Origin of the sequence: Mesorhizobium sp. M1252 (assembly GCF_040318265.1) — a bacterium.
In the GTDB taxonomy this organism is placed as follows: Bacteria; Pseudomonadota; Alphaproteobacteria; order Rhizobiales; family Rhizobiaceae; genus Mesorhizobium.
On record NZ_JAMYLX010000008.1, the window covers coordinates 1 to 26,756 of the forward strand.

Below are 26,756 nucleotides of genomic sequence, written 5' to 3' on the forward strand. Positions count from 1 at the left end.
TCTGTAAGCCATCCTGTTCATAGGCCCAGGCTTACGTCCAGATAAGCAAGCAAACGCTTGCTTCAGATCCGGAGCAGGCAAGAGCTTGCCCTGGAGAGTCCGGAGCAAGCAAGAGCTTGCCCTGGAAAGTCCGGAGCAAGCAAGAGCTTGCCCTGGAGGTGACGCGGGGTGGAGCAGCCCGGTAGCTCGTCAGGCTCATAACCTGAAGGTCACAGGTTCAAATCCTGTCCCCGCAACCAACATCAAAAACAGCCCGCTTCACGCGGGCTTTTTGCGTTCGGACCGTGATCGATGGCCGCGACCGGCTATTCAACGATCGAGGAGGGCAGCAAGGCTGGCGTGCTCGACTTTATTGACAGGTCCGCGAACCGGGGGGTGATGCCGCCTCGGCGCATTTCGGCGAGAGCTACACGTCGAGCATTGGGAGTTCGCCAGCCCGTCATGGCAAGCGATCTGCACGACAACAGCATGATTCGAGCGGCGGAGAGATCGTCGTACGAAGGCGCGAACCGTTGATTTAAACAACCCGCGCCTTGCCGAAGCTTTTCGTCGCGGGCCGCGTCAGCCAGCTCGCCGCAATGACGCCTGGAAGACCAGCGAGGTCCAGCTGTTGCTCGAGGCGAGATGGCAATAGAGCAGCGCAAGCGCGCCGGATTTCCTGAGATCGAGAAACGCCTCGTCGCTCAATTTGTTGAAGGCCGGCTCGTCGATCACCTGAAAGTCGGTGAGGTTGAGGGTCTCGCCGCCCTCCAGCGTCACCTTGCTCTGCCGCGGCGCGAACAGGCCGTGCGCATCGATCTTGTCGATCATGGCGCGAGTCGCATTGAAGTCGGTCTGGAACTGGCTGCAGAAGGCGAGCGCCTGCTTCGAGGCCTCGGCCGGCTCGTTGCCGTCGAAGAAGGGCGCGATCTCGTCGCTGTCCTTGGACGAAGGCATCTGCTCGACGACGCGTTCGCTGGCACGGTCGATGCACAACGTCAGGCGGCCGGTCGTTTTCGATTCATCGGCGAGGATGAAGGGGTAACGGCGGACATAGGCGGGAATGTAATGCGGCTCCGCCCATTTGCCGTCGGCGCCTACGAACAGGTTCTGGTCCTGGCGCAGACCGGTGATGATGACAGGCGCCTTGGCGTCGCCAATGAAAACGATCGGATAGGAGCGCATCGCCGCCGGCATTTCCGATGCGACGACGGGGATGGCGTGCGCGGTGCGGGCAAAGGAGAAATCGGCCCGCGCCGTAAGGCCGAGTGAGCCGTGCCGCAGCGGATTGAGCGCCTCGGGTTTTTTGTAGAACAGCGGCAGCGCGTTGGTCGCGGTGCTTCCGGCCGGGGCCGTGTCTGTTTTCGCGTCAGTCATCCCTAGTGTTCTCCTCTTATACCATTCCGGTTTAGGCCAGTGGCTGCCGGTGCGCAACGCGTTGACGGCTGCTTCACCCTACGTGGCCAAGATAAATCTATCTGTTTGTTTGATCGTGCTCTTTTGTACTTCTGGAGATCGAGCTCTATAGACAGCACGCCATGAAGCGGCGAGATTGGCTGACGGGATAGACATCTCAAGAGAGCCGTCTGAAAGACAGACGAACCAGGGCAGGCGCATGGCATCGCTTTCGGATTTCGAGCAGGGGCAGAGCTTTTCCGTCGAAGCCGGCGGTCAGACGCTCACGATGGAACTGAGCGCGGTGCAGCCCATTGCCAACAGCCCGCGCGACGGCGGTGGCTTCACGCTGCTGTTCAGGGGGCCGCGCGACGCGGCGCTGCCGCAGGCTATCTATCGGTTCAACGGCAAAAGCGGCGCCCATGAGATCTTCATCGTGCCGATCGCTGCCGATGAGGCAGGGCGGCTTTACGAGGCGGTATTCAACTGATTTTTTTCGACCGGATCGGCCACGGGGACGCTCCGGCCGCACCAGGATGGCAACACGCCGCTCATTCACGACGAGTCGCGGTTCCGAAAGATCTCGGTGGTGATCTTTCTCAACCGTCAATCGGACAACCCTTCGCCAGAAAGCTATGCAGGCGGCTCGCTGGTCCTGCATGGGCCTTACAGCGGCCCGGACCTGCGCATTGCCATGCCGGCATTGCCGGGCTCTCTCGTCGCCTTTCGCTCGGAAACGACGCATGAAGTCACCCCGGTCACGTGCAACGAACGTTTCACCATCGTCTCCTGGTATCGCGGCACGTGACGACCGGCACGGCCCTTACGGCGAACGGATCATCAGGTCGTAGACGCCCTTGTCCTCGGCAACGGTGAAGCCGAGGCGCTTGTAGAGCCGCCGCGCTGGATTGTTCTTCTCGACATGGATCGAGACCGACTTGCCGACGGCGGCGGCCTCATCGATGAGATCGGCGAGCAACGCACCGCCAGACCCGTTGCCGCGATGCGCCGGCAGGAAGGCGATATCTATGATGCAATGCTCGCTCGCCGAGCGCTCGATATACAGGCGACCGATATCTTGCCTTGCCTGCTCGATCACCAGCCAGTCGGCGTTGGGATAGTATTTCTGGTAATGCGCGTGCTGCGCTTGAAACTGCATGTCGAGGAACGCCGTTTTCTGCGCGTCGCTCCACGGCGTGACGGCAAGTTCTTCGGCGCGGGTCGAGGCGTAGAGCGCCGACAGGAACGGCAGATCGGCGTCCGCCATCGGGCGGAACGTCAGATCAATCCGCGCCGCGCGCACCCAGCAAAATATAACAGGCCCGTTGTCCACAATCGGAAGCTGGATCATGGAGTGGCGCTTACGGACGCGCCGGATAAACGCCTTGCATGGCAATGATGAACGTCATCGCCAGATAGGGAGGCAGGTTGTTGTGAGGCAACGTACTGCCCGTTATGCTCAGTGCCTGGGGGTCCATCTGGACCAGATTTTGCGAAGTGTTGTTCTGATAAAGCGTTCCGCCCCCCGACTTCCCCAGAACAACCGCATCGGTAAGAGTTCCCTGGGCGCCACTCTCGGTGGATATCGCGACAAAATGATTATGTTGCGGCATTTCCGTTTGCAGAAGGGTGACGGACGTTTCGCCACCCGTCTCGCCGAGAAACCGCTCCGACAAGCCATTGCCCTGTCCTTGCCCCATGGGCGCGGAGCCAGCCATATTCGGCAACGCGAAGGTCGACTTGCCGTCGCCGCCGTAAACTGTGCCCAGCAGCGAAAACAGCGCCGTATTCTGCGAGATTGGCAGGAGCTGGCCATCGCAGGTCGCCCACCCCGTCGGGGCGAAATCTCCGGCAAAAATTCGAATTTCGGCGACGAACGGATTGGTCATGGCAAGTCTCTAGCTTTGCTGGGGGAAGATGCCAAATAGCGAGATGATGAAACTGACGGCGAGGAACGGCACCATATTGTCGTGAGGCTGGCTGCCGCCGGCCGGCGAAATGGCTCCGGCGGCCATGTTGCCATCAGGTGCGATACCCACATAGGGCGTCAGCAGGCTCGATGTCGCCAAGACACCGCCGGACGGACCCGGATTCTTGGCGATATTCGACGAACCGGTCCAGGTATGGGAATGGTTCGGCATTTGTTGGGTTGAAACAGTGACGGATTCGACCCCGCCCAGTTCTCCGATGATATAGGTCTGGCTGACCAGCGGGCCCTTGCCAGCATGGACGGGGATGCGGGATGCGAGGTTGGGCAGGGCGAATGTTTCCTCCCCGTCGCCGCCATAAGTCGTACCGATCAGATTGAACAAAGTTTCGTTCTCGGAGATCGGCATCAACTGGCCTTGGCAGAACGCCCAGCCATTCGGAGGGAAATTGCCACCGAACATCCTGATCTCGCCGACAAAAGGTTGGCTCATCGAAGCGTCCTCTTAATTTCGCGACGGGAATATGCCTTGCAGGGCAATGATGAAATTCAAGACGAGATAGGGCGATCTGTTCTCATGCGGCTGGCCGCCACCGACGAAAGTGATGTTTTCCTTCGCCATAGCCACCGCGCTGCCAGGCGGCTGATAGATCGGGCTGGCGTTCGCCCCCAACAGCGCGCCGGATGGATTGTTGACGTTGCCGGCAGTGTTCGATGCGTTGACGAAATGGTTGTGTGTCGGCATTTCGCCGAGCGTGAGCGTGTGAAACTCTTCGCCGCCCTGGCCGCCGACAATTGCACCGATAGGGCCGCCCGTATGAACCGGCGCACGTCCCCTCATATCCGGAAGGGCAAAATTTGTCTGGCCGTTGCCGCCGTACCTGGTGCCAAGAAGTGAGAACAATGGCTGGTTCTGGTTAAGCGGCAACAACTGGCCGTTACAAAATGCCCAGCCGCGCGGTGCATAGTTCCAGGAAATGATCTTGACTTCACCTAAATAAGGCTCACTCATCCCCGTCCCCTCCGTTGGCCGCTTACTGTCTGAATTCTTGTATTATGCCTAAGTAAGACAACAAGTCGATATCAGATTCATAAAATATATTTCCTAGGACGAATCCAAGGTTGCTGACTACGGTGTCGCGGCAGGCAGCAGTGGCAGCGGCTGGTTGAAGAACGTCCGGGTGTCCGTCAGCGCCGTTGCCCCGCCATTGATGGTTTCGATACCGGCCTCGCTCGCCTGCGGTACGTTGATCGTGCCGTCGGCGCCGCCGAGGCCGTCCGCGAGGAAGCGGATGGCATTGGCGTTGTTGACGTTGGTGATGGTGTTGGCATGAACGTCGGCATTGATGATAGCGCCGGCAAATGTGGCGGTGACCGTGATGCCGCGGCTGTCGGCATTGTCGCGAATGGTGTTGTTGGTGACCGTCGCGTGCACGGTGCCCGGCTGCACGAGCTGCGTGATCGAGACGCTGTCGCCACCGCTTATGCCGTTGACGCCGATGCTCTGGATAATGTTGTTGTCGATCAGCACCTTGGCGACGCCGAGGCTTTCATGCCCAACCCTGATGCCGTTGCCGGTTCGCGATCCCGAGGTTGCTACGCCTTGCGTACCGATGACGTTGTTGGCGATTGTGCCGTCAAGCGTCCGTGCGAGGTCGCCGCTGCTGAACACGTTGATGGCCGTCGAGTCGCTGTTGGTGACGGTGTTGTTCCGGACGGTGAAATTCAGATTGCCGCCCGTGCCGGCGCCGGAATTGCTGCTCTGGGTAAGGTTGATGCCGTTGTTCAGATTGTTGAATAGATTTCCCGTGGTCTCGCCGATGTGAGCGTTGACGGTGCCGTCATTGGCAATGACGAACAGACCGGTTCCAGGGATGACTCCCGGTCCGGGATAGGCGTTGTTGCCGGTGAAGGTTGCGCCGTCGACGGTCAGCGTCATCGTCGGCGCGCCGGCGACACCGGCGCCGTCCGCCTCGAAGATGAAGTCGCTGCCGGCATTGTTTGAGGCGCCGTTGTTCGAGAACGTGCCGCCGCTCACCACCAGGTTCGCCAACGTGCCGCCGGAATTGATGACCTGCACGTTATGGGTGAATGAGTTGGAGACCGTGAGGTTGGTGAACGTGGTGACGTGCGAGGCGTTGCCGGTAAGTTCGTTGAACAGGATTCCGGACTCGGTGTTGGCATCGGCATTGCTGTTCAGGGTCAGACCGTTGAGCACCACACCGTTGACGCGCAGGCCCTTTATGCCGTTGCCCGCATTGTCGCTGATAATCATGTTGCTCAGGCTGACATCCTGAGTGTCGGTCAGGCTGACGCCATCGCCGGTCGAGTTCTGGATCGTGCCGCCGCTGCCCCCCGTCGCGCCGGTGCCGGTCACCACCAGATTGCCGCTGGTGCCGGTGTTGTTGAGCACGATGCCGTTGGCTGCACCATTGGACGCAATGCTCCTGAACGTCACGTCGCCGGCGCCGATCGTCGTGTTGGCGACATTAAGGGCCGTGCCCGTGCCGGACACGATGGTGTTGCCGGTGCCCTGCACCGTCATCGTGCCGCCGGTGGTGGCTGCCGGACCGGGGCCGGTGGCGCTGAAACCGGCGCCGCTGGTCGTGGCGATGACCAGCCCGCCATTGGTGAAGTTGATCGTCGCGCCGGCATTGTCGCTCAGGCTGACGCCAGCCGCCGTGGTCGAGGTGATCGATTTCGACGCGCCGGAGAAGGTGATGATGCCGGCGACATTGTCGTCCAGCAGGATGCCGATCTGGCCCGCCGCATTATGCGTGATGTTGCCCGACAGGGTGATGTTGCCGGCGGTCAGGGCGCGATCCTGGATGTTGACCGCCTGGCCGGTGCTGCCGCTGGTGATCGCGCCGGCATAGGTGAACGCCGCCGTGCCGCCGCTGTTGGCGGTGCCTAGGCCATCGCCGATACGGATCACGGCGCTTGTTCCGCCCACCAGCGCGCCGGTGCCGAGGTCGATCGCTCCCGAACCGGTGACGGAATCGAGGATGACGGCGCTGGTGCCGCCGGCGCCTTTGTTTGTGGAAGCGAAGGTCACGCCGCCCGCCGCGATAGCAACGCTGTCAAGGTTGACCGCGACGCCGCTGCCGGTCGAAATCGTGTTGCCCGAGCCGATAACGGTCACGGTGCCAGTACCGTTGCTCGTGGCGTTGAAGCCGGTGCCGGAGGTGGTGGTGATGGCTAGGCCGCCGCCGGTGAAGTTGACCGCCGTGTTGGTGTTCGCCGTCAGGTCGACGGCATTGTTGGCTCCGGTGGTCAGTATCTTGCTGGCGCCGGAGAAGTTGATCGTGCCGCCGGTGTTGGCGTTGACGAGGATCCCGTTGGCCACGCCGCTGGTGGCGCTGAGAGTGCCCGACAATGTCGTGGTGCCGGCGGTACGGGTGGAGATGCTGACGACGTTTCCGGCCGTGGTCTTGGTGACCGAGCCGGCATAGCTGACATTGGCCGAGCCGCCGGTGACCAGGAAGGCCGCGCCGGTCGCGCCGCCGAGCGCACCGGAGCCGAGGCTGACAGTGCCGGCGCCGGTGACATTGGTCAGCGACACGTTGTTGGTGCCGCCGGTCGAATTGGTCGAGGTGAAATTGATGCCGGTGGTGGCGATGCCGTTGAGGTTGACCGCCTGCGCGGAAGTGGAGCTCACCGTGCCGGTCGTGACATTGACCGTGCCGCCATTGCTGGCGCTGAATCCGGTGGTGCCGCTTGTGACGATGTCGAGGTTTGCGAAGCTGACGGTCGAGGCCGTGGCGCCGTTGTTGATTGCGACTGCGGTGCCGGTCATCGGCGTCGTGGTGCCGAGATCGACCGTACCGGTGAAGCTCACCGTATTGGCCGCCGTCGCGCCGGAAATGCTGATGCCGCTCGCAGCGCCGTTGGCGATCACCGAGCCGGCGAAGGTGAAGCTGCCGCCAGCGCGGGTCGAGATCGTGGCCGCCGCGCCCGACGTGCTGATGATGGAGCTGGCGCCGTCGAAGCTGATCACCGCGTTGCCGCCGGTCACCGAAAGGCCGCTGCCGCCCGATATATCGACATTGATACCGGCAATCGTGCCGCCAGCGCCCGACGCGCCGCCGAAGGCGATGCCGGTGCCGGTCGCTGCGGTGGTGATGTTGACGTTGGTCAGCGTCGTCGTGCCGACGGTGTTGTCGAGCCTGAAGGCAATGCCGGTGGCGCCGGTGCTGGTGACGTTGGTGATGGTGGTGTTGGACGCGTTCAGCCACACATCGCTGGCGTTGCCGGAGAAAGTAACGTTGTTGATCGTCGTGCTGTTCGACGGGGTAATCTCGATACCCTGCGTGGCGAAATTGCTGATGGTCATGTTGCTGATGACGGTATTCGCAGCACCCGCGCCATTGTCCTTGACGCCACGCGCGGCACCCGCCGGGCTGCCATTCAGGATGAAGCCGTCGATGATGTTGCCGCTGGCGCCGAGCGTGATGACATTGTTGCCGGCGCTCGTCGTCAGCGTCGCGGCGCCATTGGGCGTCTGGTCGATGATCGAGATGCTGTTGCTGGCGAGCTGGATGGTGGAGGGCACCGTCAGCGCCAGATTGATGTTGCCGTTGCCGAAGCCGCGCACCTGCTCGACGGTGGCGAGAGCCAGCGTGTCGTTGCCATTGCTGCCTGCCGCGGTGATGGTGCCGCCATCGTTGACGAGAACCAGGATGTCCGTCGCCACGGCTGCTGCTTCGGCGGTGGCCAGCGTCGCGAGATTGTTCTGGTCGCGACCGCTGCCGTCACCGGTCGCGGACGCGCCGACGAAATAGACCTTGCCGACTCCGAAGCCCAGGCCGGGAGCCGACTGGAAGTTCACATCCTGGAAATTGTAGGTGCCGGTAACCGGCGCACTGGATGCGTCGATGCCTACATTGGCGCCGATGGTCGAGAGCTGGTCGGTCGCCGATTCGCCGTCGCCATAGGTGAAAGCGAGGTTGGTGGCGCTGTTGAGGAACACGCCGGTGTTGACGCCGGCAATGCTGGAGCTGGCGCCGCCGACAACGGCATCGCCGAGGCGTACCGTCTGGCCGCCAGTGGCGCCACGCAGGTCGACGCCTATCGAGGTGCCGGCGGCGGCGGCATTGGTGACATCGAAGTCATTGGCCGTCACCGCCGCATTGATGGTGGCACCGTTGAGATCGAAGGCCACGCCCGTGGTGCTGTTCAGGCCGATGTCGAGATCGTTGAAGGACAGCGCCGCGCCAAGCGCGCCGGAAACATCGACACCACGCGTGGTGATGCCTTGCAGGTTGACCGTGCCGAGAATGATGGCGCCGCCGCCCGACGAGGCGATATTGGTCAGCGAGATGCCGGTTGCGGCGGCAGTGGCCGAAACACTGTCGAAATTCATGCCCTCAGCGCCAATCGTAACGCCATTGAGGTTCAACGCGGTGCCGCCGGCAGTCGTGGTGATGCTGTTGTCGCTGAGGAGCGCGCCGACGCTGACCGTGCCACCGCCGCTGGCGTTGAAGCCCGTGCCGGAGGTGGTGGTAATCACCAGGCCACCCGTATCGAAGTTGATCGTCGCGCTGGTGTTGGTCGTCAAGTCGACCGCCGTATTGGCGCCAGTGGTCAGCGTCTTCGTGCCACCGCTGAGAGTGATGGTCCCGCCGGAGTTGCCGTGGACATAAATACCATTGTCGAAACCGCCGGTGGCGCTGAGCGCGCCGGACAGTGTGACCGTGCCGCCGGTGACGCCGGAGATGTCGACGATCTTGCCGGCGGTGGTCTTGGTGACCGTGCCGCCATAGCTGACGGTCGCAGCACTGCCATTGAGCAGGAATGCGACGCCCGAAGCGCCGCTCAATGCGCCGGATCCGAGGCTGACTGTTCCGGTGACATTGGCCAGGCCAACATTGTTGGTGCCGCCGCCCGACGAGGTCGAGTCGAGCGCAATGCTGGCGGCGACGTTGATGAGGTTGATCGCCTGGCCGCTGGTCGAATTTACCGTCTGGGCTGCAGCGGAAGCGGTGATGCCCATAACGCCACCGGTCCCGACAATGCCGGTGCCGCTGGTGGTATCGATGGTCAGGCCGTTGAGGAAGTTCACCGTGCCGGCGCTTTGCGAGAAGCCGACGCCGCTGCTCGTGTCGATGTTGGCGAGGCCGGCGATGTTGAGGTTGCCGCTGACCCAGTTGATGCCGCCGCCGGTCGTCGCGACGTTGTTCACCGTCACCGTGTTGAAGGTGAACGTGCCGGTGTTGGCGCCGGTGACGTCGATGCCGAAGCTGCCGGTGCCGGTGATGCTGGTTGCGCCGGAGACATTCACCGCCCCGGTGACGCCGTTGAGGATGATGCCGCTGGTGGCGCCGCTCGAGGTGATGCTGTCGAAATTGACACCGCCGGCGCCGAGTGTGCCTTGCAGCGACAGCGCGGTCTGGCCCGTGGCGTTGATCGTCGTCGAACCGGCATTGGCGACGGTGAGGCCATTCAGTCCCGAAAGGCTGAGGCCGGTGGCCAACGATGTCGTGATGTCGAGGCCGCCATTGAAGTTGACCGCAGCTGCCGCGCTGCCGCCCGAAATCGAAACGCCGTTGCCGCCGGTGATCGTCACCTGGTCGGTGAAGGTCACCGCGCCGCCGGTGCGGTTGGCGATATTGATGCCGCCACCGGTCAGCGTTCCCGGAGTGGCGCTGTTGGGCAGGATGCCGCGCGACACCGAAATGGTGCCGGTGCCGCCGTTGACGTCGATCAGCGTGCCGGCAACGTTGATGTTGTTGTTGATGATCGACAGATTGCCGTTGAGGCCGGCGACCTGGATGGCCGTCTGACTAGCGGCGACGTTGCTGATCGTCACGCCTTCGATGGTGATGCCGCTGGCATTGCTGAAGCCGACCGCGCTCTGATCGATGAGGAAGGCGGCACCGGTCGCGCTGCTGAAGTCGAAAGCGGTGTGGCGCACGGCGTTGTCGCCGAGCAATTGCATCAGGTTGGCCGTCCCGCTGACCACGGCCTCGTCGCCGGTGATGTTGCCGCCGGTGGCGCCAAGATTGCCCTGGACGTTGGCCGGCTGGATCGTGCCGGTCGAAACCACATTGCTGTTGCCGAAGCCGGTGATCGTCTGGCCGGAATCGAGCGTGAAGGCGGTGGCGCCGAGATTGATCGTGCCGACGAAGGCGAAGTTCTGCGTGCCGGTCAGCGCATCGGCGGCGGCGAGCGAAATGGTGTTGACGCCCATGCTGAGATTGCCGGTCGTGCCGGCGGCGATGAAGCCGCCCGACTGCGAGACCAGCGTGATCGAACCGGGCGCGGTGGCGAGGTTGGCGCTGCCGGTGAAGAACACGTCGTCGAAATCGTAGTTGCCGAGCGTCGGATCGAGACCGACCGTGTTGACGGTGAAGCCGCCGGCGGCGGCGATGATGAAGGATTCCAGCCCGTCGGTCGAATCGCCGTCGCCGAAGGTGAAGTTGGCATTGGCGGAGGTCGCCGTGGTCTGGCCGGACGACAATTCGACGCCGATGCCGACATTGTCGATCTTCGAGCCCTGCAGGAAGGTGATGACCTTGTTGCCGGTGGTCGACGACAGGTCGATGCCGCGCGAGGTCAGGTCGCCCAGGCCGGTGATCGTCGTCAGGCCGAAATCGGCCGTCGTCGAGGAGCCGCTGAAGTCGATGCCGGTCTGGTTGGCGCCGACATCGTCGATGGTGGTCGTGCCGAAGCTGACATCGTTGTTGGTGCCGGCGAAGTTGATGCCGGCAGTGCCGCTCGTGGTGCCCAGCGTGACCTGGGTCGTGCCGAAGGTCACCGGGCCGGCATTGCCGACAGTGTTGATGCCGATGCCGCCGGCGCCCGTCACGGTCACCGCCCCGAAGGTTGCCGATGCGGTGCTCGCGACACCGGAGACGGACAGGCCGGTGCCCAAGGCATTGGTGATCGATAGCGGGGTGGTAACATTCAACGTTGCGGTGCCGATCAGGCCACCGACCACCGCGCCGCCGCCACCGCTTGCCGACAGGGTCGGGCCGGTGAAGCTGAACGCACCGCCTGCCGGGGGCAATGTCGAGCCGATGGCGAACAGATTTCCGGTGCCGGTCGACGTGACGCTGCCGCTGAACTGGGCCGAGCCGCCGATGGTGCCGTCGATCTTGACCGCCGTGCCTGGTGCTGTTGCCGAGCTGGAGATGTTGGCCGAGACCGTGATCGCGGCGCTGCCGCCAAAAACCACGACGCCGTTGCCGGTGCCGGAACCGGTGATGGTGCCGCCGATGTTGATCGTGCCGGTGTTGTTGGTCAGGCTGACGTCGTCGCCCGAAACCAGCGTCGTCACCAGATTGTTGACATTGACCGTCGCGGCGCTGCCTTGCACCACGAAGCCGGGGCCACCGCCAACAACCGTGTCGATCGTCGTCGTGCCATTGAAGGTAACGGCGTTGGCCACGTTGGTGAGGCGGATGGCGTCGCCATTGACGCGATTGATGTCGACAGCGCCGAAGGTGACGCTGCCGCCGCTGGTGTTTTCGATGAGGATGCCGGTCTGCACGGCGCCGCCTGAGCCGTCGACGGTGACGCTGTGGAAAATGACGCCGCCTGCGCCGATGGTCAAACCGCCGGCGCCACCGAGATGGATGCCGTTTTCGACAGGGCCGAGCCCAGATGCGGTCGTGTTGGTGCCGGTGACGGTGAGCGTGCCGCCATTGATGGCGCTGAAGGCAAGGCCGCCATCGGTGGTGAGGTCGAGCCCGCCGGTGAAATTGATCGTGCCGCCGGCATTGCCGGTCAGGTCGATGGCGTTGGCCGCGCCGGTGCTGGCGGTGATTTGGCCGGCGAAGGTGGCGGAGCCGCCGGTCATGCCGCTGATCATGACCGCGCTCGCGGCACTCGTCTGATTGATGATGCCGTTGTAGGTGAGGTTAGGCGTTGCTCCAAGAATGCTGAGCGCCGTGCCCGTCGTGCCGGCGATCGAACTCGCATTGTCGAAGGTCAGCGTGCCCGTGGAACCGCCCGTGACGCTGACGCCGATACCGGCGCCGGTGATATCCAAATTGTTGAAGGTGCCGGTGCCGCCGAAGTTGCTGGCCAGCAGGCCGGTGCCGCTGACGCCGCCCATCGTCGTGTTGGTGATGTTGATCGCACCCGTTGCGCCGGTCAGGTCGATGCCGGTTACGGCGCTGCTGATCGTCACCCCGGTGATGGTGGCCGCGTTTACATTCGATCCGTTGATCGCCGAGCCCGAACCCGCATTGCTGACGCTGAGGTCGGCGACGCGGTTGCCGTTGGCGAGATCGATGGTGCTGCCGGCCGAGTTGTTGAGAGTGGCGGCGCCATTGCCGAACGGATCGACCTGGGTGCCCGAAGTAACCACCTCGGCGCCGGTGACGTTGGCCGGCGGCCCGCCGAGAGCGACGGTGTTGCCGTTGGCGAAGGAGACGATCTGCTGGCCGTCGGCAAGCGTGAAGCCGTCGGCATCGGTGTTGATGGTTCCAGCGCCGTTGTTGACAAGGACGAAGATGGTGTTGGCGTCGGTCGTCAGACCGTCGGCGGCGTCGGCGTTGATAAGGTCGCCAACGCTCGCGCCGGAGCCGGTCCCGGTGTTTGCTGCGCCGACGAAGATGACGTTGGCGGTGTCGAACAGCTGCGGGCCGACCAGATGGGTGGCGTTGAAGGCATAGGTGCCGTTGCCGGCTAGCAGGCCGCGCATGTCGAGCGAGGCGGTCGTCCCGGTGATCGAACTGGTGCCGACACCGGCGCCGAACGAGAAGGTCGTGTTTGCGCTGGTGCCTGCCGCGCCGTTGGTGCCCATCTGGACGCCGGTGCCGGCGGAGATCACACCGGTGCCGATCGTCACCGAGCCGCCGGTGGTGCCGGAAAGGTCGATGCCCTTGGAAGTGCCAGCTCCGGCAATGTCGAGCGACGTGGCGGTGAAGGTCGACTGGCTGCCCGACAGGTCGAGCCCGGTCTTGCCTGTGGGCAGGCCGGTGATGTCGATGTTGGCGAAGCTGATCGTGCCGTTGGCGCCCTGGACGTCGATGCCGCTCTGGGTCGGCTGGCCGATGCTGGCGTCGCCGAACGTTACCGCGCCGGAATTGCCATTGAGGAGGATCCCGTTCACGCCGGCCTGGTTGATCGTCACCGTGCCGAACGTGGTGGCGCCGGAACTGTTGTTGATCGAGATGCCGTCGCGCGATGGCTGGGTGATGGTGGCCGCGCCGCCGAAATCAACCGTGGCGGCGCTGTTTGTGATGAAAATGCCGTCGAAAAGGGTGTTGGAGGTCGTCGTCGTGCCGGTAACGGAGAAATTGCCGCCGACGTTGCCCAGGCCGATTCCACTCTGTCCGCCGGACTGGCTCACCATGTCCAGCGTGACATTGAGCGCCATCGGGTTGATAAGCCCGAAAGTGACGACATAGACGGCCTGGAGGCCGTTGCCCGAAACCGTGCCGCCGGTCGTCGTCAGGCTTCCGCCGCCCGTCGAGTTGACGAAGATGCCTAAGCCGCCATTGTCCTTTGCATCGAGCGTCTCGAATCCATAGTTTCCGCCGCTGACGATGAACAGGCCGTGGCCGGTATTGTTCGAGAGTGTCGTCGTGCCGGTGAAACTGTAAGTTCCGCCACCATTGTCGATGAGCAGGCCGCTGCCGGTATTGCCGCTTGAGTTCAAATTGTCGGCGGAAACATTGTTGATGGCGCCATCGAACAGCACGCCGTTCAGGCTGGCGCCTGAAACATTCAGCCCCGACATCGTGACATTGCTGACGCCGCTGCCATGCACGCCATTGCCGTTCGCCACACCGGCGATGTTGAAGTCGAGCAGCGACGTGTTGTTGGCCAGCGTCACGGCGTCGCCGGTGCCGGTATTGGTCAGCGTGGCTGCGCCGCCTGGATCCGAGACGACCTGGTCATGCTTGACGTTGTCACCGGTGACGTTGACGGGAATGCCGCCGAGCGAGAAAGTACGCCCGTTGCCGAACGAAGCCATTGTCTGTCCGGCACTCAGCGAGAAGCCGCCAGAGGCGTCGATGGGCGTCCCGTCATTGACCAGCACGAAGATCGCGGTGCCGTTGGTGATAAGGTCAGCCTGGTTAATCGCAAGCAGACTAGACGTGGAAGAGCCGTCACCCAATGATCCGACGCCGCCGACGAGAATCACATTCTGCTGGTCGAACAGCTGCGGGCCGCTGAAGGTCGTCGAGCCGAAAGCATAGAGCCCGAGCGTCTGGTTGAGCCCCCGCGCGTCGAGGGAGGCGGTGATGCCGGCAATCGAGCCGCCGCCGAAACTGAATTGGGCATTGGCCGAATTGGCCGGCGAGCCGGAAATGCCGAAGCGCACGCCGGTGTCGACATTGGCGATCGCGCCGCCATCGGTGATGACGATCGTTGCCCCGCCCGCGCTCGGGGAAGACAGATCGATGCCGATCGAGCCGGCGGCGCCTGTGCCAGTGATGTTGAGCGACTGCGCGGTGAAATTCGTCTGGCTGCCGGAGAAATCGAGGCCGACGCCGGAGCCGAGGCCAGCAATGACGATGTTGCCGGCAATTATTGATGTGTTGGCGCCCGCAAACACCATGCCGTCGGTGCCGGGATTGGTGATGTCGATGTCGCCGAAGCGGATCGCGGCCGGCGAATCCGTGATCGCGATGGCCGGTCCGGTCGTGTTCGAGATCGTCGTCGCGCCGTTGACGGTGAAGCTGCCCGAAAGATTCTCGAGCACGACGCCCGATGCGCCGCCGGTCTGGGTGATCGAATCCAGCACGATATGGGCGGTGATCGGATCGATGAAGACACCGACGCCGTCGTCGCCGAGTGCCTTGTTGCCCGACACCTGGCCGCCGTTGATGGTGATCGAGCCGGCGACCCCGGTGCCCTTCACGGTAATGCCGGCATCGTTGTTGTCGAGCGCGTTGAGGGTGGCGAAAGTGTAGGTGCCGTGGCCGGTTATATCCAGGCCGTCGTCGCCATTGCCCTGCAGCAGCGTCGTGCCGGTGAAGTTATAGGTGCCGTCGCCTTCGATATGCAGTCCGTCGAGGCCGTTGCCGGTCGCGGTGAAGTTCGAGCCATTGACGCCGGTCGATGTGCCGGTGAAGTCGGCGCCGTGGCCGCCGGTGCCGGTGACCGTGACGTTGGTCAGCGTGGCGCCGGCGATGTTGTTGCCGAAGATGCCGTCCTTGCCGCCGGTGATGGTGATACCGCTCAGCGTGTTGCCATTGGCGAGCGTCAGGACGTTGTTGGCGGGGTTAGTGCCCTGGATGGTGCCGTTGGAGCCGCCGAAATTGTAGGTGCCGATGCTGCCGTCGGCGAGCCGCGCCTGGACACCGCCGCCACCGCCGATAACGGTCTGTCCGTTGGCGAGCGTCACGCCGGCTGTCGTAATGTTGCCCTTGCCGCCCAGCGCGACGACGACGCCGTTAGCGCCGGCGCCGGCGACTGCATTGTCGAGCGTGGTCGGGTCGCCGATCGTGCCGAGGCCGAGCGCGTCGTTGTCACCATCGGCAAAGAAGAACTGGCCGAATGCCGTGTTGGTGGCGGCATTGATCGCCACCCGCGTCGACGTGCCGGTAACTTTGTCCTGGCTCTCGATGCGAACGCCGATGTCGCCGCGTACGCGCTCGTTGACGCGTTTGCGCAGGCCGGGGCTGACCGGATAGACCGGCTCGGCGCCGTCATCGGCCGAAGACCAGCCCTTGTCGAAAGCGTTGAGCGGCACCGTCAGCCGGATGCTGCCGGCGAACTGGGTGTCATCGCGGTTGTCGTTGCGCACCTCGCCGGTGAAGGTCAGCGACGTGCCTTTGCCGATGACGTCGCCGATCGAATATTCCAGGCCGGCCTTGGCGCCGGTGATGCTGCCGTCGTCGCCGTCGGGATCGCCGAAATGGTAGGCGCCGACATCGAAACGCAGTGAATGGTTCTCGGGCAGGTTGAGCGGCACCTGAACGCCGACCTCGCCCTCGATGCCCCAGGCCGCGTAATCGCGGTGGGCGATGGCCGATATCTGCTCGATCAGCTGATGACCGACCAGCGACAGGCTCGACTCTTGCCCGGCCGTGCTGCGGTCGCCGCTGATCGGCAGATAGACGTTTACGTGCGCATCGTATTTTGAGGTGATGGCCTCGAGGCCGAGCGTCGAGGCGACGAACTGGTGACTGTCGTGGTTCTGGATGTTGAGATAGGCGTAGCCGCCGATCATCAGATCCGGATTCACGATGCGGCGAACGCCGAGGCCGACGTCCTGGCCGAAGCCGTCGTCGAAATCGTATTTCGAGCGCACATCGAGAAAGAGAACGGATTCGAGGTTCTGCTTCAGCGGCAGGAAACCCTCGATCGCCGTGTTGCCGCCATTGTTGTTGGCGCCGATGATGGCGCGGACCTGCGGCTGCCACAGTCCGGTGTCGCCGGCATGGGCGGCTATGCCGGAAAGGGCAAGTGCCAGAGTGGACAACGCAGTCGTCTTCCAGAGATGCCTGGAAAAACCTGACCGGCGATACTTGCTATTCGCCCGGAAGCTTCTTCCGTGCGTCGCCATGTCATTGATCTGCCGAGTTTTCTCGGTCGTCTCCATCCCTTGCGAACCCCGACGAGTACACGCTCCGTCGCTAATACTATCCGAATCCCAGTGTATAGCGAGCATGATTGTTTGCTTTACACGTACAAGATTTCAAAGTTGTTTATTGTGATAATTCAGCAACAGTAATTTAGCCCGAGCTCATGTACCGTATTGGCTTCCCCGCCAGGCTCGGCTGTTGTATCAACGCGCTCGGCGAAACCCTGACACGACGAGGATCGGGTGGCTTCATTGCTGAGAACCGTTTGTGGCCGGGCCGCCTGGGTCGGCGCGCTATGGCTGGTCGTGACGGCAGGGTCGGCGCTTGCCGAAGAGCCGAAGTCAACCACATCTGCCGAGACCAAGCCTGCAGAAGGCAATCCGTGGGCGCTAAACTGCGCCAGCGGATCGGCCGGCATCGAGCTTCAATGCCAGGTCTCCCAAAACCTTACCGAGGCCAAGACGGGGCAGCGCGTTCTTACCGTTACGGTTCGCCGCGACAACGGCAATGGCAACCTCGCCATGCTGCTGGCCTTGCCGCACGGGCTGTTCCTGCCTTCCGGCGCCTCGTACCAGATCGACCAGGGGCAGAAGACGACCATTGCCATCCAGACCAGCGACCAGAACGGCGCCTATGCCGCGACCCCTTTGTCGGCGGACCTCGTCAAGGCGATGAAATCGGGAACCAACCTGAACATCGGCATGGAGTCGGTGACGCGCAAGCCGGTGACCATTCCGGTCTCGCTTGCCGGATTCACTGCCGCGATCGACAAGCTTCAAGCGTTGAAATAGCCGGCCTATCTCGGCAGATGCGTAAGCATCAGCTTACGTTTTGGACCGGCCGGACTCACACGTGCTTGCGGCCGCCTGTCTCGCGGAACCAGCTGTCGGGGTAAGGATACCACCAGTCCTGGATCGCCGGTCTGTGGTCGATGATGACCATCTTGGAGCGTCGGAAGGCGTCGAGTCCCTGGCGTCCCAGCTCGCGGCCAAGGCCTGATGCCTTCCAGCCGCCGAAGGGCAAGGCGTCATTGTCGATCAGCGGGTTGTTGACCCAGACCATGCCGGCCTCGAGCCGCTCGGCCGCCTCATGCGCCTCGGCGAGGTCGGTGGTGAACACCGAGGCGCCGAGGCCGAACGGGCTGTCATTGGCAAGCCGGATCGCCTCGTCGAAATCCTTGACGCGGCAGATCGCGGCGACCGGTCCGAAACACTCTTCGCGCACGATCGCCATATCGGGGGTGACGCCGGTCAGGATCGTCGGCTCGTAGAACCAGCCAGTGTTGTGCGCCGGCGGAATGCGCCCGCCGGCAACGGCTATAGCGCCGTTGCTGATAGCATCATCGACCAGCCGCATCACTTTCGCCCGGGCGGCTTCGCTGACCAGCGGGCCGATCTCGGTCTTGTCCATGCCATTGCCGATGCGCAGCGCCCGCGTCTTCTCGGCGAACAGCTCGACGAAGCGATCGTGAACCGAGTCGACGACAAAGAAGCGTTCGGCCGAGGTGCAGACCTGGCCGGTCAGGTGGAAGGCGGCGGTGACGCTGCCGGCTGCCGCCACGTCGAGCGGCGCGTGCTCGCTGATGATCAGCGGATCGCTGCCGCCGGCTTCGATGACGCAAGGCTTCATGCGCTCGGCGCAGGCGACTGCCACGGCTTTGCCGGCGGCGACCGAGCCGGTGAAGGCGACAGCGTGGATGCGTTCGGAGGCGATCAGCGCCTGCGCGGTGGCGGCCGTGCCAGGCAGGCAGGCGACCAGCCCTTCCGGCAGTGAACGGAACACCGTCATGTAGTCCAGCGTCGACAGCGTCGTCGCTTCGGCCGGCTTGATGACGCAGCCATTGCCGGCGGCAAGCGAGGCCGCAACGGTCCAGCACATCAGCAGGATCGGGAAGTTGTAAGGCATGATGTGCACGGAGACGCCATACGGCTCGTAGCGCGCATACTGGAACGACCCGGCCTGCGTCGTACCGGCGATCTTGCCGGCGTCGTCGCGCGCCATCTCGGCATAGTAGCGGAAGATCGGCGCGCAATTGGCGATCTCGCCGATCGCTTCGGGATAGGGCTTGCCCATCTCGCGCACCATCAGCTCTGCGCAGCGCGTGAAGTCCGCCGCCTCGATGGCGTTGGCGACCGCATGCAGATGCTTTGCCCGGCTCTTGGCATCGAGCTTCTTCCAGGCGGCTTGTGCCGTGGTTGCGGCACACAGCACCGCATCGACCTCACCGTCCGTTGCGGCGGAGATCGAGCCGACGGTCTCCAGCGTCGCCGGATCGATCACCGGTTTTGCCGTGCCGGTCATCGGCCGGTAGTCCGGATTGACGAAGAAAGCCGGCCGTTCAGCGGAGAATTGCATGGTCGTCCTTTCAGGTCCGCTCAGCGGATCATGTAGACCTTCTTGATGGTCTCATGGACGGTGCAGACGCCTTTCCAGTCCTGCGGGAAGAACGCCGCCGTGTCCGGCTCGATCTCGATGACCTCGCCCGATTCGTGCACATAGGTGCAGCGGCCCTCGAGGAAGTGGCAGAACTCGTCGCGGGTGACATGGCAGTGCCATTTGCCGGGGGTGCAGACCCACAGGCCGCATTCCGAACGGCCCTCCGGCCCCTTGTAGAGCAGCTTGCCCGAGGTGTGAGACTCGCCCTCGATCACGGTCGGGATGACGCCCCAGTCGACGAGGTCGGTGATGGCAAGCGGAGATTGCATGATGGGCGTGGTCATGGCGATTTCCTTTAAAAAAGTGCTCAGCGGCACATGAAGGCCTTGGTCAGTGTTTGCGTGATGGTGGAGGTGCCGGCCCAGCCGGCGGGGAAGAACACCAGCATGCCGGCCTCGACCGGGATCTCTTCGCCATTCTCGCGGACATAGGTCCCGCGGCCCGACAGGAAATGGCAGAACTCGTCGGCGGCAAAGGTAACCTTGCGGCTGCCTGGCGTGCACGACCACAGGCCGCATTCGCTTGAGCCGTCCGGGTTCTGCGAGAGGATCCTGCCCGAGGCGCGCGGCGAGCCGGCAAGCGTGTTGCTGCCCCCGCCCCAGTCCTCCAGTTTCACGGTCGAGGCCTTTGGCCAGTGCGGTGTCGGCATATTGGGAAGCTCCGTTGCTGTTCAAGCCAGCATGTAGACGTTGCGCATGGTCTCATGCACGGTGCATTCGCCTGTCCAGCCGGCAGGGAACATGACCACGGTCCCGGCTGCGACTTCTACCACCTCCCCGGCATCCGACCGGTACGTCGCGCGGCCGGCGACGAAATGGCACAATTCGTCGCGCGGAATCGAGAGCCGCCAGCGGCCGGGCGTGCAGACCCAGATGCCGGATTCCGGCTGGTTGTTGGGTCCTTTGTGGACAAGCCTGCCGGTCGAGTGCGACGCGCCGTCCAGCGCGTCGGACTGGGCGCCCCAGTCGACGAGGTCGGTGCGGGTGGAGGCTTGGTAGAGATGCGGGGCGGAGGAGGTCACAGCAGCGCCTCCAGCAGCCCGGCTGCCTTCTCAGGCCCGTTCTGGGCCTGCATCTGCGCCGAGGTCTTCGCCAGCCTGATCTTCATCTTGGGGTCAGTCAGGCAGGCTTCGATCCTGCTGATCAGCTGGGCGTCGCTCCAGTCATAGCGCGGCATGCCGAAGCCGTGGCCGGTTTCCTGGACGCGGGTGGCGTTGTCGTGGCCGTCCCAGACATAGGGCATGATGATGGCCGGCTTGCCGAAATAGAGGCACTCTGTGAACGAGTTGTTGCCGCCATGGTGGATTACGGCATCGACCTGCGGGATGACTGAAGGCTGCGGAAACCAGCTCTCGACGACGACGTTGTCCGGCACATCCGTGTACAGGTCCTTGTAGCCGCCGACATTGACCAGCGCGCGGTAACAGGTCTTGCCCAGTGTTGCGATTATGCGCTTCAACAAATCGACATCGCCGGCGCCGAGGCTGCCGAAGGAGACATAGAGCAGCGGCCCGTCATTGTTCTCGGCGAAGGTCGGCACGGCGTATGGCTTTTCCTGCCGCACGCAGCCTTCGAGATACTGGAATTTCGTCGTATCAAGCGGATGGCGGCGTTTGAACTTTGCCGCTTCGGGATAGAGCAGCAGATTGAGATAGGGCGAGGTCTCGAAGAACTGACCGACCGGGTATGGCGCTTCATTGTTTGCGGTGAGGAAGGCGTTGAAGTCGTCGTGGATGGGCTTGATCACCGCATTGAAATGATCGCGATAGCGCTGGTGGCCCACATGGTCGTTCTCGCCGCAACCGGAGAGATGCGGCGGGATGTCCTCATCCTCGATCTCGTTTTCCGAGCAGGAGATGACGCGCACCCAAGGCTTGCCGAACTGTTTGATGGCCGGAAACAGGATGACATTGTCGACGCAAATGACATCAGGCTTGATGGCGGCCAGGACTCGCGGCAAATCCTTCTGCGCCCATTTGGCACTGTCGACGATCGCGGTCCAGCAATCCTTCACGTAATTGTCGACCTGATCGTAGGGCGATTTGCGGAAGTTCGGGATGTGGCCGTTGATGAAGTCTTCCCAGAATTTCGCCATCTGCTCGGGCGGCATCGGCTCCGACAGGTTCACCGGATGCGCTTCGAAGCCGTAACCCTTGTAGACATCGACAAAGCCGGGGTCGGACAGGAACACTGCCTTATGGCCGCGCGCCTCGACCGCTTGCGCGATGCCGACCGAATTGAGCGCCGGGCCGTAGGCCGCTTCGGGAAAAAACGCGATCGTCTTCTGCGCCATCAAGCTCTCCTATTCCTGAAAAATTCTGACATCGGCGGCGTCCCAGCCGAGTTCGACCTGATCGCCCGACGAGACCGGCCGGCGGTCGGCGGCATCGGCGGTGACGCGCACCAGAAATGGTTTTGGCGACAGAGGCGTGCGGATATGCAACTGCAGGTCCAGCCCGTGATAGGCCAGCGCCTCGACCATGCCGGCGGTGCGGTTGGCGGTCTCGGGTGACGGGAACAGCCGGATGCGTTCGGGTCGCACCGAGGCCACGGCGGAAGCGCCGGGTGAAAGCGCGGCGGGAACCTTGCCGGCAATGCGCGCGCCGTTCGCGGCGATCACGCCATCCGCAGACACCTTGCCCGGTACGAAATTCATCACGCCGATGAAGTCGGCGACGAAACGGTCGGCGGGATGCTCGTAGATCGCATGCGGCGCGTCGCATTGCAGCAACTGGCCGTCCTTGAGCACCGCCATGCGGTCGGCCATGACGAGTGACTCTTCCTGGTCGTGGGTGACGATGACGAAGGTGATGCCGACTTCGTGCTGCAGGCGCTTCAGCTCCAACTGCATGGCGCCGCGCAGTTTCTTGTCGAGCGCCCCGAGCGGTTCGTCGAGCAGCAGCAACCGAGGCCGTTTGACCAGCGCGCGGGCGAGCGCGACGCGCTGCTTCTGGCCACCCGACAATTGCTCAGGCTTACGGTCGGCGAAGGGGACAAGCTCGGTGGTGGCCAGAATGGCCTCGACGCGGGAACGGATTTCAGCTTTCGGCAAGCGCTCCATCTCCAACCCGTAGGAGACATTGGCGCGCACGCTCATATGCGGGAACAGCGCGTAGGACTGGAACATCAGATTGACCGGCCGCTTGTTGGGCGGGGTCCGGGCGATGTCCTTGCCATCGAGCAGTATGCGGCCGCCGGTTGGCGTCTCGAAGCCGGCCAGTATGCGCAGCAGCGTGGTCTTGCCGCAGCCGGAGGGTCCAAGCAGCGCGAAGAACTCGTTTTCGCGGATGTCGAGCGAGATGCCGTCGACGGCGGTGACCCGGCCGAACTTCTTCGAAACGTTATCAATGGCCAGCAGCGTGCGCGGTTCGCTCATTGGCCGATGATCCCACGGTTGAGCCGCTGCGACAGGGTCAGCGCGGTGATGGATACCGCCATGACGATGGTCGCCAGCGCGTTGATCTCCGGCGTGATGCCGAAGCGGATCATGGCGTAGATCTGCATCGGCAGCGTCGTCGAGGCGCGGCCGGCACCGGCGGTGAAAAAGGCGATGATGAACTCGTCGACCGAGAGCGTGAAGGCAAGCAGAGCGCCGGCAATCACTGCCGGCGCGATGACCGGCAATGTCACACGCCGGAAGGTGGTCAGAGCCGAGGCGCCGAGGTCGGCGGAGGCCTCGACGATCGACCAGTCGAAACTCTTTAGCCTTGCGCGCACCACCGAGCAGACGAAGGCGAGGTTGAAGACGACATGGGCGAGGATGATGGTATGCAGGCCCATGGTCAGGTTTAGCATGGAGAAGAACGACAGCAGAGCGATCGCCAGGACGATGTCGGGGATGATCATCGGTGCGAAGATCAGCGCCTCGAGACCCCTGCCGTATTGCCGGCGCATCTCGATGCCGATGGCCAGCAGCGTGCCGAGCAGCGTGGCGATGGCCGTGGAGACCAACGCCACGATCAGCGTGTTGAGCGCAGCGGAAAGGATTGCGGAATTGCCGGCCAGCGAGGCATACCATTTCAGCGAAAAGCCCGACCATGCCGTCGGCAATCCGCCTTCGTTGAAGGACAGCGCCACCAGCACGGCGATCGGGATGTAGAGGAAGGCGAAGACGAGGGTGAGGATCGTCCGCATGCCGAGCGTACGGGTGAAGGAATGGGTCATCGCCGGCCTCCGACAATTGGAGGGCAAGCGAACGACCAGAGTCCTTCTCCCTGTTCGCGGGTAGAAGCTACCGGCAGGCAGACGGGGGGCAGCGTTGAGCGTCGCAAAGGTTGACGCCGCCCCTCATCCGCCCCTTCGGGGCACCTTCTCCCGGTGAACGGGGAGAAGGCAAGAATTGCGCGGCGCTCAGCCATAGGCGTCACCCCTTGCCTCAGCCGCACGCCCCGCGGCGCGGTCGGCGGCGAGCGCCTGCGCCATAAGCACCAGAAGCATGATGGCGATCAGCGCCATCGCCAATGCCGCGCCAAACGGCCAGTCATTGGCGGTCAGGAACTGGTCGTAGACGAGGTTGCCGATCATCTGGAAGCGGCCGCCGCCAAGCAGCGCCGGGGTGACGAAATTGCCGATCGACAGCACAAAGACGAAGACAGCACCCGCAGCGATGCCGGGCACGGTCAGCGGCAGGATGACACGTCGGAAAGTGGTGGCAGCGGAGGCGCCGAGATCGCGCGATGCCTCGGCCAGTTCCGGGTTGAGGCGCGACAGCGGCGCGTAGCAGGCGAGGATGACGAAGGGCAGATAGTTGTAGACGAGGCCCGCGATGACCGAGCCTTCGGTATAGAGCATCGAGGGCGGTTCGCCGGTGTAGCCGAACCAGCGCAGCAACTGGGTGATCAGCCCTTCGCGGTTCAGCAGCACGATCCAGGCATAGGTGCGGATCAGATAGTTGGACCAGAACGGCAGCACGGCGAAGAACAGGAAAATTGGCTGCCACCGGCGCGGTGCGGCCGCGATCGCATAGGCTGCGGCATAGCCAATCACCACCGCAATCAAGGTCGCGGTGCCGGCGATACGTGCTGAGTTGAGGAAGATGCCGGCATAGAGCGGGTCGAAGACCAACCCGAAATTTTCCAGCGTCAAAGTGTAGTCGATGCCGCCATAGACGCCGCGCCGGAAGAAGGCGAGCGCCAGCACCAGGGCGCATGGCACCACCATCAGCGCGGTCAGCCAGACCAGCGCCGGGGCCATCAGCAGAGAGGAACGAAGTCGGGTCTGGGACAATTTCTCGGGTACCGCTCAGGGCCGGCGGCAGAAGTGCTGCCGGCCGTGAAGTCTGCGCCGCTTACTGCGCGGCCTTGATCTCGCTGACGATCTTGGAATAGTCGCGCTGGGCTTCGCCGACGTCACGCAACTGCTCGAACTTGACGAGATCGGCCACCGGCATCGCCATGTTGGGGAATTTGGCCAGGAAGTCGGCCGGCAGGCTTTCCATCGCCGGCTTGTTCGGCACCTTGTAGTCGATGTTCTGCGCCGCCCAGGCGTGGTTCTTGGCGTCGAGCATGAAGTTGATGAACTTGAAGGCGTCGTCCTTGTGCTCGGACGCCTTCATCACCACCATCGTGTCGACCCACAGGTCCGAACCTTCTTTAGGGATGACGTATTTGATCTCCGGCTTGTCGGCGATGCCGTAATTGCACCAGCCGTCCCAGGCCTGCACCATCAGCGCCTCGCCGGAAACCAGCTTGGAATAGAAGGTGGTGTCGTCATAGGCGAGCAGGGTCTTCTTGGCGGAGATCAAGAGGTCCTTGACCTCGGCCATCTTGGCCGGGTCGGTCTCGTTGACCGAATAGCCCTTGTCGAGCTGCCCGGCGGCCAGCAGCCAGCGATCGGTCGCCAGCATGGTGGTCTTGCCCTTCATCTCGTCGGAAGGGGCGAGCAGGTCGCTCCAGCTCGTGGGCGCCGTCTTGACAAGGTCAGAGCGGTAGCAGAGGCCCGTCGTGCCCCAGGTGTAAGGCACGGAGAAAGCGTTGCCGACATCGTGCGGCAGCTTGGTCGCTTCGGGATAGAGGTTGGCGAGGTTGGGGATCTTGGCATGGTCGATCGGCTCGGTCAGGCCAAGCTTGTTTAATACTTCGGCGAAGGGCGAGGAGACGAAGACCACGTCATAGCCCTTGCCGCCGGCGGCAATCAGCTTGCCCATGATCTCTTCATTGGTGGCGTGCACCACCACTTCGCCGGCAACGCCGGTGGCGGTCTTGAAAGCGGCCATGGCGTCGGGTGCCATGTACCCATCCCAGTTCGAAATAACGAGGTCGGCTGCGGCGGCCGGCACCGAGAGCGTCAGGGCGAGACCGAGAGCGATTGAGGATGTATTGAGCGCACGGCGCCGCAGGCTGGTAGCGGTCATGGCAGTCTCCCATTCGGTTTGATCGTCGAAATCATTTGCCGGACCAAGGCCGGCGACGCGCGCGCCTGCCTTGATCCTGTTCCCTCGGTCTTTTCTCGCCGATTGTGCCGACAGTACTATTGCAGAAAAAAGTACGTCAATCCATAATCTGTCAACGACGGAGGAATTTGGCCGATTGTCCCTGTTCCGGCGATCAGCCAGACCAATGCGCCACATTCGCATTCGAGAAAAGTCATGCAAGCCGTAGCCAGACGACCTCGCACCAACCATCTCGATCTGGCGCAGCGCATCCTGGATGTGGCGCGGCAGCGTGGCTTCGAGCCTGGCGCCCGCCTGCCCGAACAGCAGATCGCCTCACTGTGCAATGTCTCGCGCACGCCCGTACGCGCCGCACTCGGCCTGCTCGCGGAACGGGGCGTGGTGCGCTGGGAGGCCGACAGCGGTTATCATCTGACGGTCGACCTCGCCGCCCAGCCCGCCATTGCCGCCGAACTACCCAGTGCGGAGGAAGACGAGCTCGCCGAAGCCATCCTGCGCGACCGCTCGGCGCGACGGTTGGACCAGACGGTGACCATCGCGGGGCTGATGCGACGCTACGACGCTGATCGCAAGACGGTACTAAAAGCACTTAACAAACTGACCGACGAGAATCTTCTGGATCGTGCGCCTGGGCAATCCTGGTTGTTTCGCCGCGCGCCGGACGATCCGGAGGCGCAAGGCGAAAGCTACGAGTTCCGCCTGGTGCTGGAGCCGGCGGCCATCCTGACGCCAGGCTTTCGGCTGGACGGGGCGCGGGCAGCAATGTTGCGGCAAGGCATGGAAGCGCTTGCAGCGCTGCCGGACGAGACATTCGACACGCGCGAGTTCCAGCGGCTGGACATGGATTTTCATGGCATGATCGCCGAGGGCTGCGCCAACCGTTTTGTGTCGGATGCATTGGCCGATCATCTCCGCCTGCGCCGGCTGCCGGGCATCTATTCCGGCGTCAACGTGTTTCGGCTGCGGCAATCGTTGCGCGAACACTCGGGCATACTCGACTATCTTGAAAGCCGGCAGTATGAGGTGGCTGCCGATCTGCTTCGCATCCACCTGCGGCTCTCCCGCAGCCAGCGACCGCAAGCAGCCAGCCGCGGAGCTCCCGCACTGTTCAGCATGATCAGCCGGCCGGATTGAAGAGGAAT

General features: G+C 63.3%; 18 protein-coding genes, 1 tRNA gene and 1 pseudogene. 5 read left to right on the top strand and 15 right to left on the bottom strand.

All coding sequences use genetic code 11. From position 1 onward, the window contains the following. Positions 1 to 162 precede the first annotated feature (162 nt). Positions 163 to 239, top strand: a tRNA-Met gene (locus NKH22_RS17265). A 322-nt stretch (positions 240 to 561) separates the two neighbouring features. On the opposite strand, the gene NKH22_RS17270 is transcribed toward NKH22_RS17265, so the two are convergent. After that, on the bottom strand, positions 562 to 1,356 hold the full coding sequence (locus NKH22_RS17270; RefSeq protein ID WP_023685704.1) for a SapC family protein: 795 nt from the start codon (positions 1,354 to 1,356) through the stop codon (positions 562 to 564). Between the two features lie 238 nt (positions 1,357 to 1,594). Between NKH22_RS17270 and NKH22_RS17275 the strand changes: the two genes are divergently transcribed. Beyond that, positions 1,595 to 1,864, top strand: coding sequence for a DUF6916 family protein (locus NKH22_RS17275; RefSeq protein WP_023672960.1), 270 nt, complete (start codon positions 1,595 to 1,597; stop codon positions 1,862 to 1,864). Positions 1,865 to 1,900: 36 nt separating this feature from the next. Then, positions 1,901 to 2,182: pseudogene (locus tag NKH22_RS17280) on the top strand (2OG-Fe(II) oxygenase); the annotation flags it as partial. A gap of 15 nt (positions 2,183 to 2,197) precedes the next feature. Here NKH22_RS17280 and NKH22_RS17285 read toward each other — a convergent pair. The 5 genes from NKH22_RS17285 to NKH22_RS17305 form a co-directional block, all read right to left on the bottom strand. Next, positions 2,198 to 2,725: a GNAT family N-acetyltransferase gene (locus NKH22_RS17285; RefSeq protein ID WP_352910236.1), complete on the bottom strand. Its 528-nt coding sequence runs from the start codon at positions 2,723 to 2,725 to the stop codon at positions 2,198 to 2,200. A 10-nt stretch (positions 2,726 to 2,735) separates the two neighbouring features. Next, a complete protein-coding gene (locus NKH22_RS17290; protein ID WP_023686661.1) occupies positions 2,736 to 3,263 on the bottom strand; it encodes a phage tail protein in 528 nt (175 codons plus the stop codon). A gap of 9 nt (positions 3,264 to 3,272) precedes the next feature. Continuing rightward, on the bottom strand, positions 3,273 to 3,794 hold the full coding sequence (locus NKH22_RS17295; RefSeq protein ID WP_023672956.1) for a phage tail protein: 522 nt from the start codon (positions 3,792 to 3,794) through the stop codon (positions 3,273 to 3,275). A 12-nt stretch (positions 3,795 to 3,806) separates the two neighbouring features. After that, entirely contained in the window at positions 3,807 to 4,313 is a 507-nt protein-coding gene (locus tag NKH22_RS17300) for a phage tail protein (protein ID WP_023672955.1), read from the bottom strand. A gap of 117 nt (positions 4,314 to 4,430) precedes the next feature. After that, entirely contained in the window at positions 4,431 to 16,685 is a 12,255-nt protein-coding gene (locus NKH22_RS17305; RefSeq protein ID WP_352910239.1) for an inverse autotransporter beta domain-containing protein, read from the bottom strand. Between the two features lie 345 nt (positions 16,686 to 17,030). Here NKH22_RS17305 and NKH22_RS17310 point away from each other — a divergent pair, with 345 nt between their 5' ends. Further along, positions 17,031 to 17,579: an invasion associated locus B family protein gene (locus tag NKH22_RS17310; RefSeq protein ID WP_031196023.1), complete on the top strand. Its 549-nt coding sequence runs from the start codon at positions 17,031 to 17,033 to the stop codon at positions 17,577 to 17,579. Between the two features lie 55 nt (positions 17,580 to 17,634). Here NKH22_RS17310 and NKH22_RS17315 read toward each other — a convergent pair whose 3' ends face one another. The 9 genes from NKH22_RS17315 to NKH22_RS17355 all read right to left on the bottom strand — a co-directional run bounded on the left by NKH22_RS17315 (position 17,635) and on the right by NKH22_RS17355 (position 25,575). Continuing rightward, positions 17,635 to 19,143 carry an aldehyde dehydrogenase family protein gene (locus NKH22_RS17315; protein WP_023712263.1) on the bottom strand — a complete coding sequence of 503 codons (1,509 nt, stop codon included), beginning with the start codon at positions 19,141 to 19,143 and terminating at the stop codon, positions 17,635 to 17,637. A 20-nt stretch (positions 19,144 to 19,163) separates the two neighbouring features. Next, positions 19,164 to 19,508, bottom strand: a complete 345-nt coding sequence (locus tag NKH22_RS17320; RefSeq protein ID WP_023712264.1) for a cupin domain-containing protein — start codon at positions 19,506 to 19,508, stop codon at positions 19,164 to 19,166. A 23-nt stretch (positions 19,509 to 19,531) separates the two neighbouring features. Continuing rightward, complete coding sequence (locus NKH22_RS17325) at positions 19,532 to 19,873, bottom strand: cupin domain-containing protein (RefSeq protein ID WP_023672950.1); 342 nt, start codon at positions 19,871 to 19,873, stop codon at positions 19,532 to 19,534. A 21-nt stretch (positions 19,874 to 19,894) separates the two neighbouring features. Next, positions 19,895 to 20,245: a cupin domain-containing protein gene (locus NKH22_RS17330; RefSeq protein WP_023672949.1), complete on the bottom strand. Its 351-nt coding sequence runs from the start codon at positions 20,243 to 20,245 to the stop codon at positions 19,895 to 19,897. Further along, complete coding sequence (locus NKH22_RS17335) at positions 20,242 to 21,516, bottom strand: glycosyltransferase (protein ID WP_023712265.1); 1,275 nt, start codon at positions 21,514 to 21,516, stop codon at positions 20,242 to 20,244. Before NKH22_RS17335 ends, NKH22_RS17330 begins: the two co-directional genes overlap by 4 nt. 9 nt (positions 21,517 to 21,525) lie before the next feature. After that, positions 21,526 to 22,599 (bottom strand): ABC transporter ATP-binding protein, encoded by a 1,074-nt coding sequence (locus NKH22_RS17340; RefSeq protein WP_023712266.1) that lies wholly within the window; start codon positions 22,597 to 22,599, stop codon positions 21,526 to 21,528. Further along, positions 22,596 to 23,387 (bottom strand): ABC transporter permease, encoded by a 792-nt coding sequence (locus NKH22_RS17345; protein ID WP_023672946.1) that lies wholly within the window; start codon positions 23,385 to 23,387, stop codon positions 22,596 to 22,598. Before NKH22_RS17345 ends, NKH22_RS17340 begins: the two co-directional genes overlap by 4 nt. 186 nt (positions 23,388 to 23,573) lie before the next feature. After that, positions 23,574 to 24,416 (bottom strand): ABC transporter permease, encoded by an 843-nt coding sequence (locus tag NKH22_RS17350; protein ID WP_352910448.1) that lies wholly within the window; start codon positions 24,414 to 24,416, stop codon positions 23,574 to 23,576. A 94-nt stretch (positions 24,417 to 24,510) separates the two neighbouring features. Further along, the gene (locus NKH22_RS17355) at positions 24,511 to 25,575 is read right to left on the bottom strand and encodes a polyamine ABC transporter substrate-binding protein (RefSeq protein ID WP_023685711.1); all 1,065 of its coding nucleotides are present in this window, start codon (positions 25,573 to 25,575) and stop codon (positions 24,511 to 24,513) included. 234 nt (positions 25,576 to 25,809) lie between these two features. Here NKH22_RS17355 and NKH22_RS17360 point away from each other — a divergent pair, with 234 nt between their 5' ends. After that, the gene (locus NKH22_RS17360) at positions 25,810 to 26,748 is read left to right on the top strand and encodes a GntR family transcriptional regulator (RefSeq protein WP_023698838.1); all 939 of its coding nucleotides are present in this window, start codon (positions 25,810 to 25,812) and stop codon (positions 26,746 to 26,748) included. Positions 26,749 to 26,756: the final 8 nt, after the last annotated feature.

Excerpts from the sequence above, each read along its gene's own strand:
- NKH22_RS17270 (WP_023685704.1), bottom strand. The coding sequence starts at position 1,356 with ATGACTGACGCGAAAACAGACACGGCCCCGGCCGGAAGCACCGCGACC.
- NKH22_RS17275 (WP_023672960.1), top strand. The coding sequence starts at position 1,595 with ATGGCATCGCTTTCGGATTTCGAGCAGGGGCAGAGCTTTTCCGTCGAA.
- NKH22_RS17285 (WP_352910236.1), bottom strand. The coding sequence starts at position 2,725 with ATGATCCAGCTTCCGATTGTGGACAACGGGCCTGTTATATTTTGCTGG.
- NKH22_RS17290 (WP_023686661.1), bottom strand. The coding sequence starts at position 3,263 with ATGACCAATCCGTTCGTCGCCGAAATTCGAATTTTTGCCGGAGATTTC.
- NKH22_RS17295 (WP_023672956.1), bottom strand. The coding sequence starts at position 3,794 with ATGAGCCAACCTTTTGTCGGCGAGATCAGGATGTTCGGTGGCAATTTC.
- NKH22_RS17300 (WP_023672955.1), bottom strand. The coding sequence starts at position 4,313 with ATGAGTGAGCCTTATTTAGGTGAAGTCAAGATCATTTCCTGGAACTAT.
- NKH22_RS17315 (WP_023712263.1), bottom strand. The coding sequence starts at position 19,143 with ATGCAATTCTCCGCTGAACGGCCGGCTTTCTTCGTCAATCCGGACTAC.
- NKH22_RS17320 (WP_023712264.1), bottom strand. The coding sequence starts at position 19,508 with ATGACCACGCCCATCATGCAATCTCCGCTTGCCATCACCGACCTCGTC.
- NKH22_RS17325 (WP_023672950.1), bottom strand. The coding sequence starts at position 19,873 with ATGCCGACACCGCACTGGCCAAAGGCCTCGACCGTGAAACTGGAGGAC.
- NKH22_RS17335 (WP_023712265.1), bottom strand. The coding sequence starts at position 21,516 with ATGGCGCAGAAGACGATCGCGTTTTTTCCCGAAGCGGCCTACGGCCCG.
- NKH22_RS17340 (WP_023712266.1), bottom strand. The coding sequence starts at position 22,599 with ATGAGCGAACCGCGCACGCTGCTGGCCATTGATAACGTTTCGAAGAAG.
- NKH22_RS17345 (WP_023672946.1), bottom strand. The coding sequence starts at position 23,387 with ATGACCCATTCCTTCACCCGTACGCTCGGCATGCGGACGATCCTCACC.
- NKH22_RS17350 (WP_352910448.1), bottom strand. The coding sequence starts at position 24,416 with ATGGCCCCGGCGCTGGTCTGGCTGACCGCGCTGATGGTGGTGCCATGC.
- NKH22_RS17355 (WP_023685711.1), bottom strand. The coding sequence starts at position 25,575 with ATGACCGCTACCAGCCTGCGGCGCCGTGCGCTCAATACATCCTCAATC.
- NKH22_RS17360 (WP_023698838.1), top strand. The coding sequence starts at position 25,810 with ATGCAAGCCGTAGCCAGACGACCTCGCACCAACCATCTCGATCTGGCG.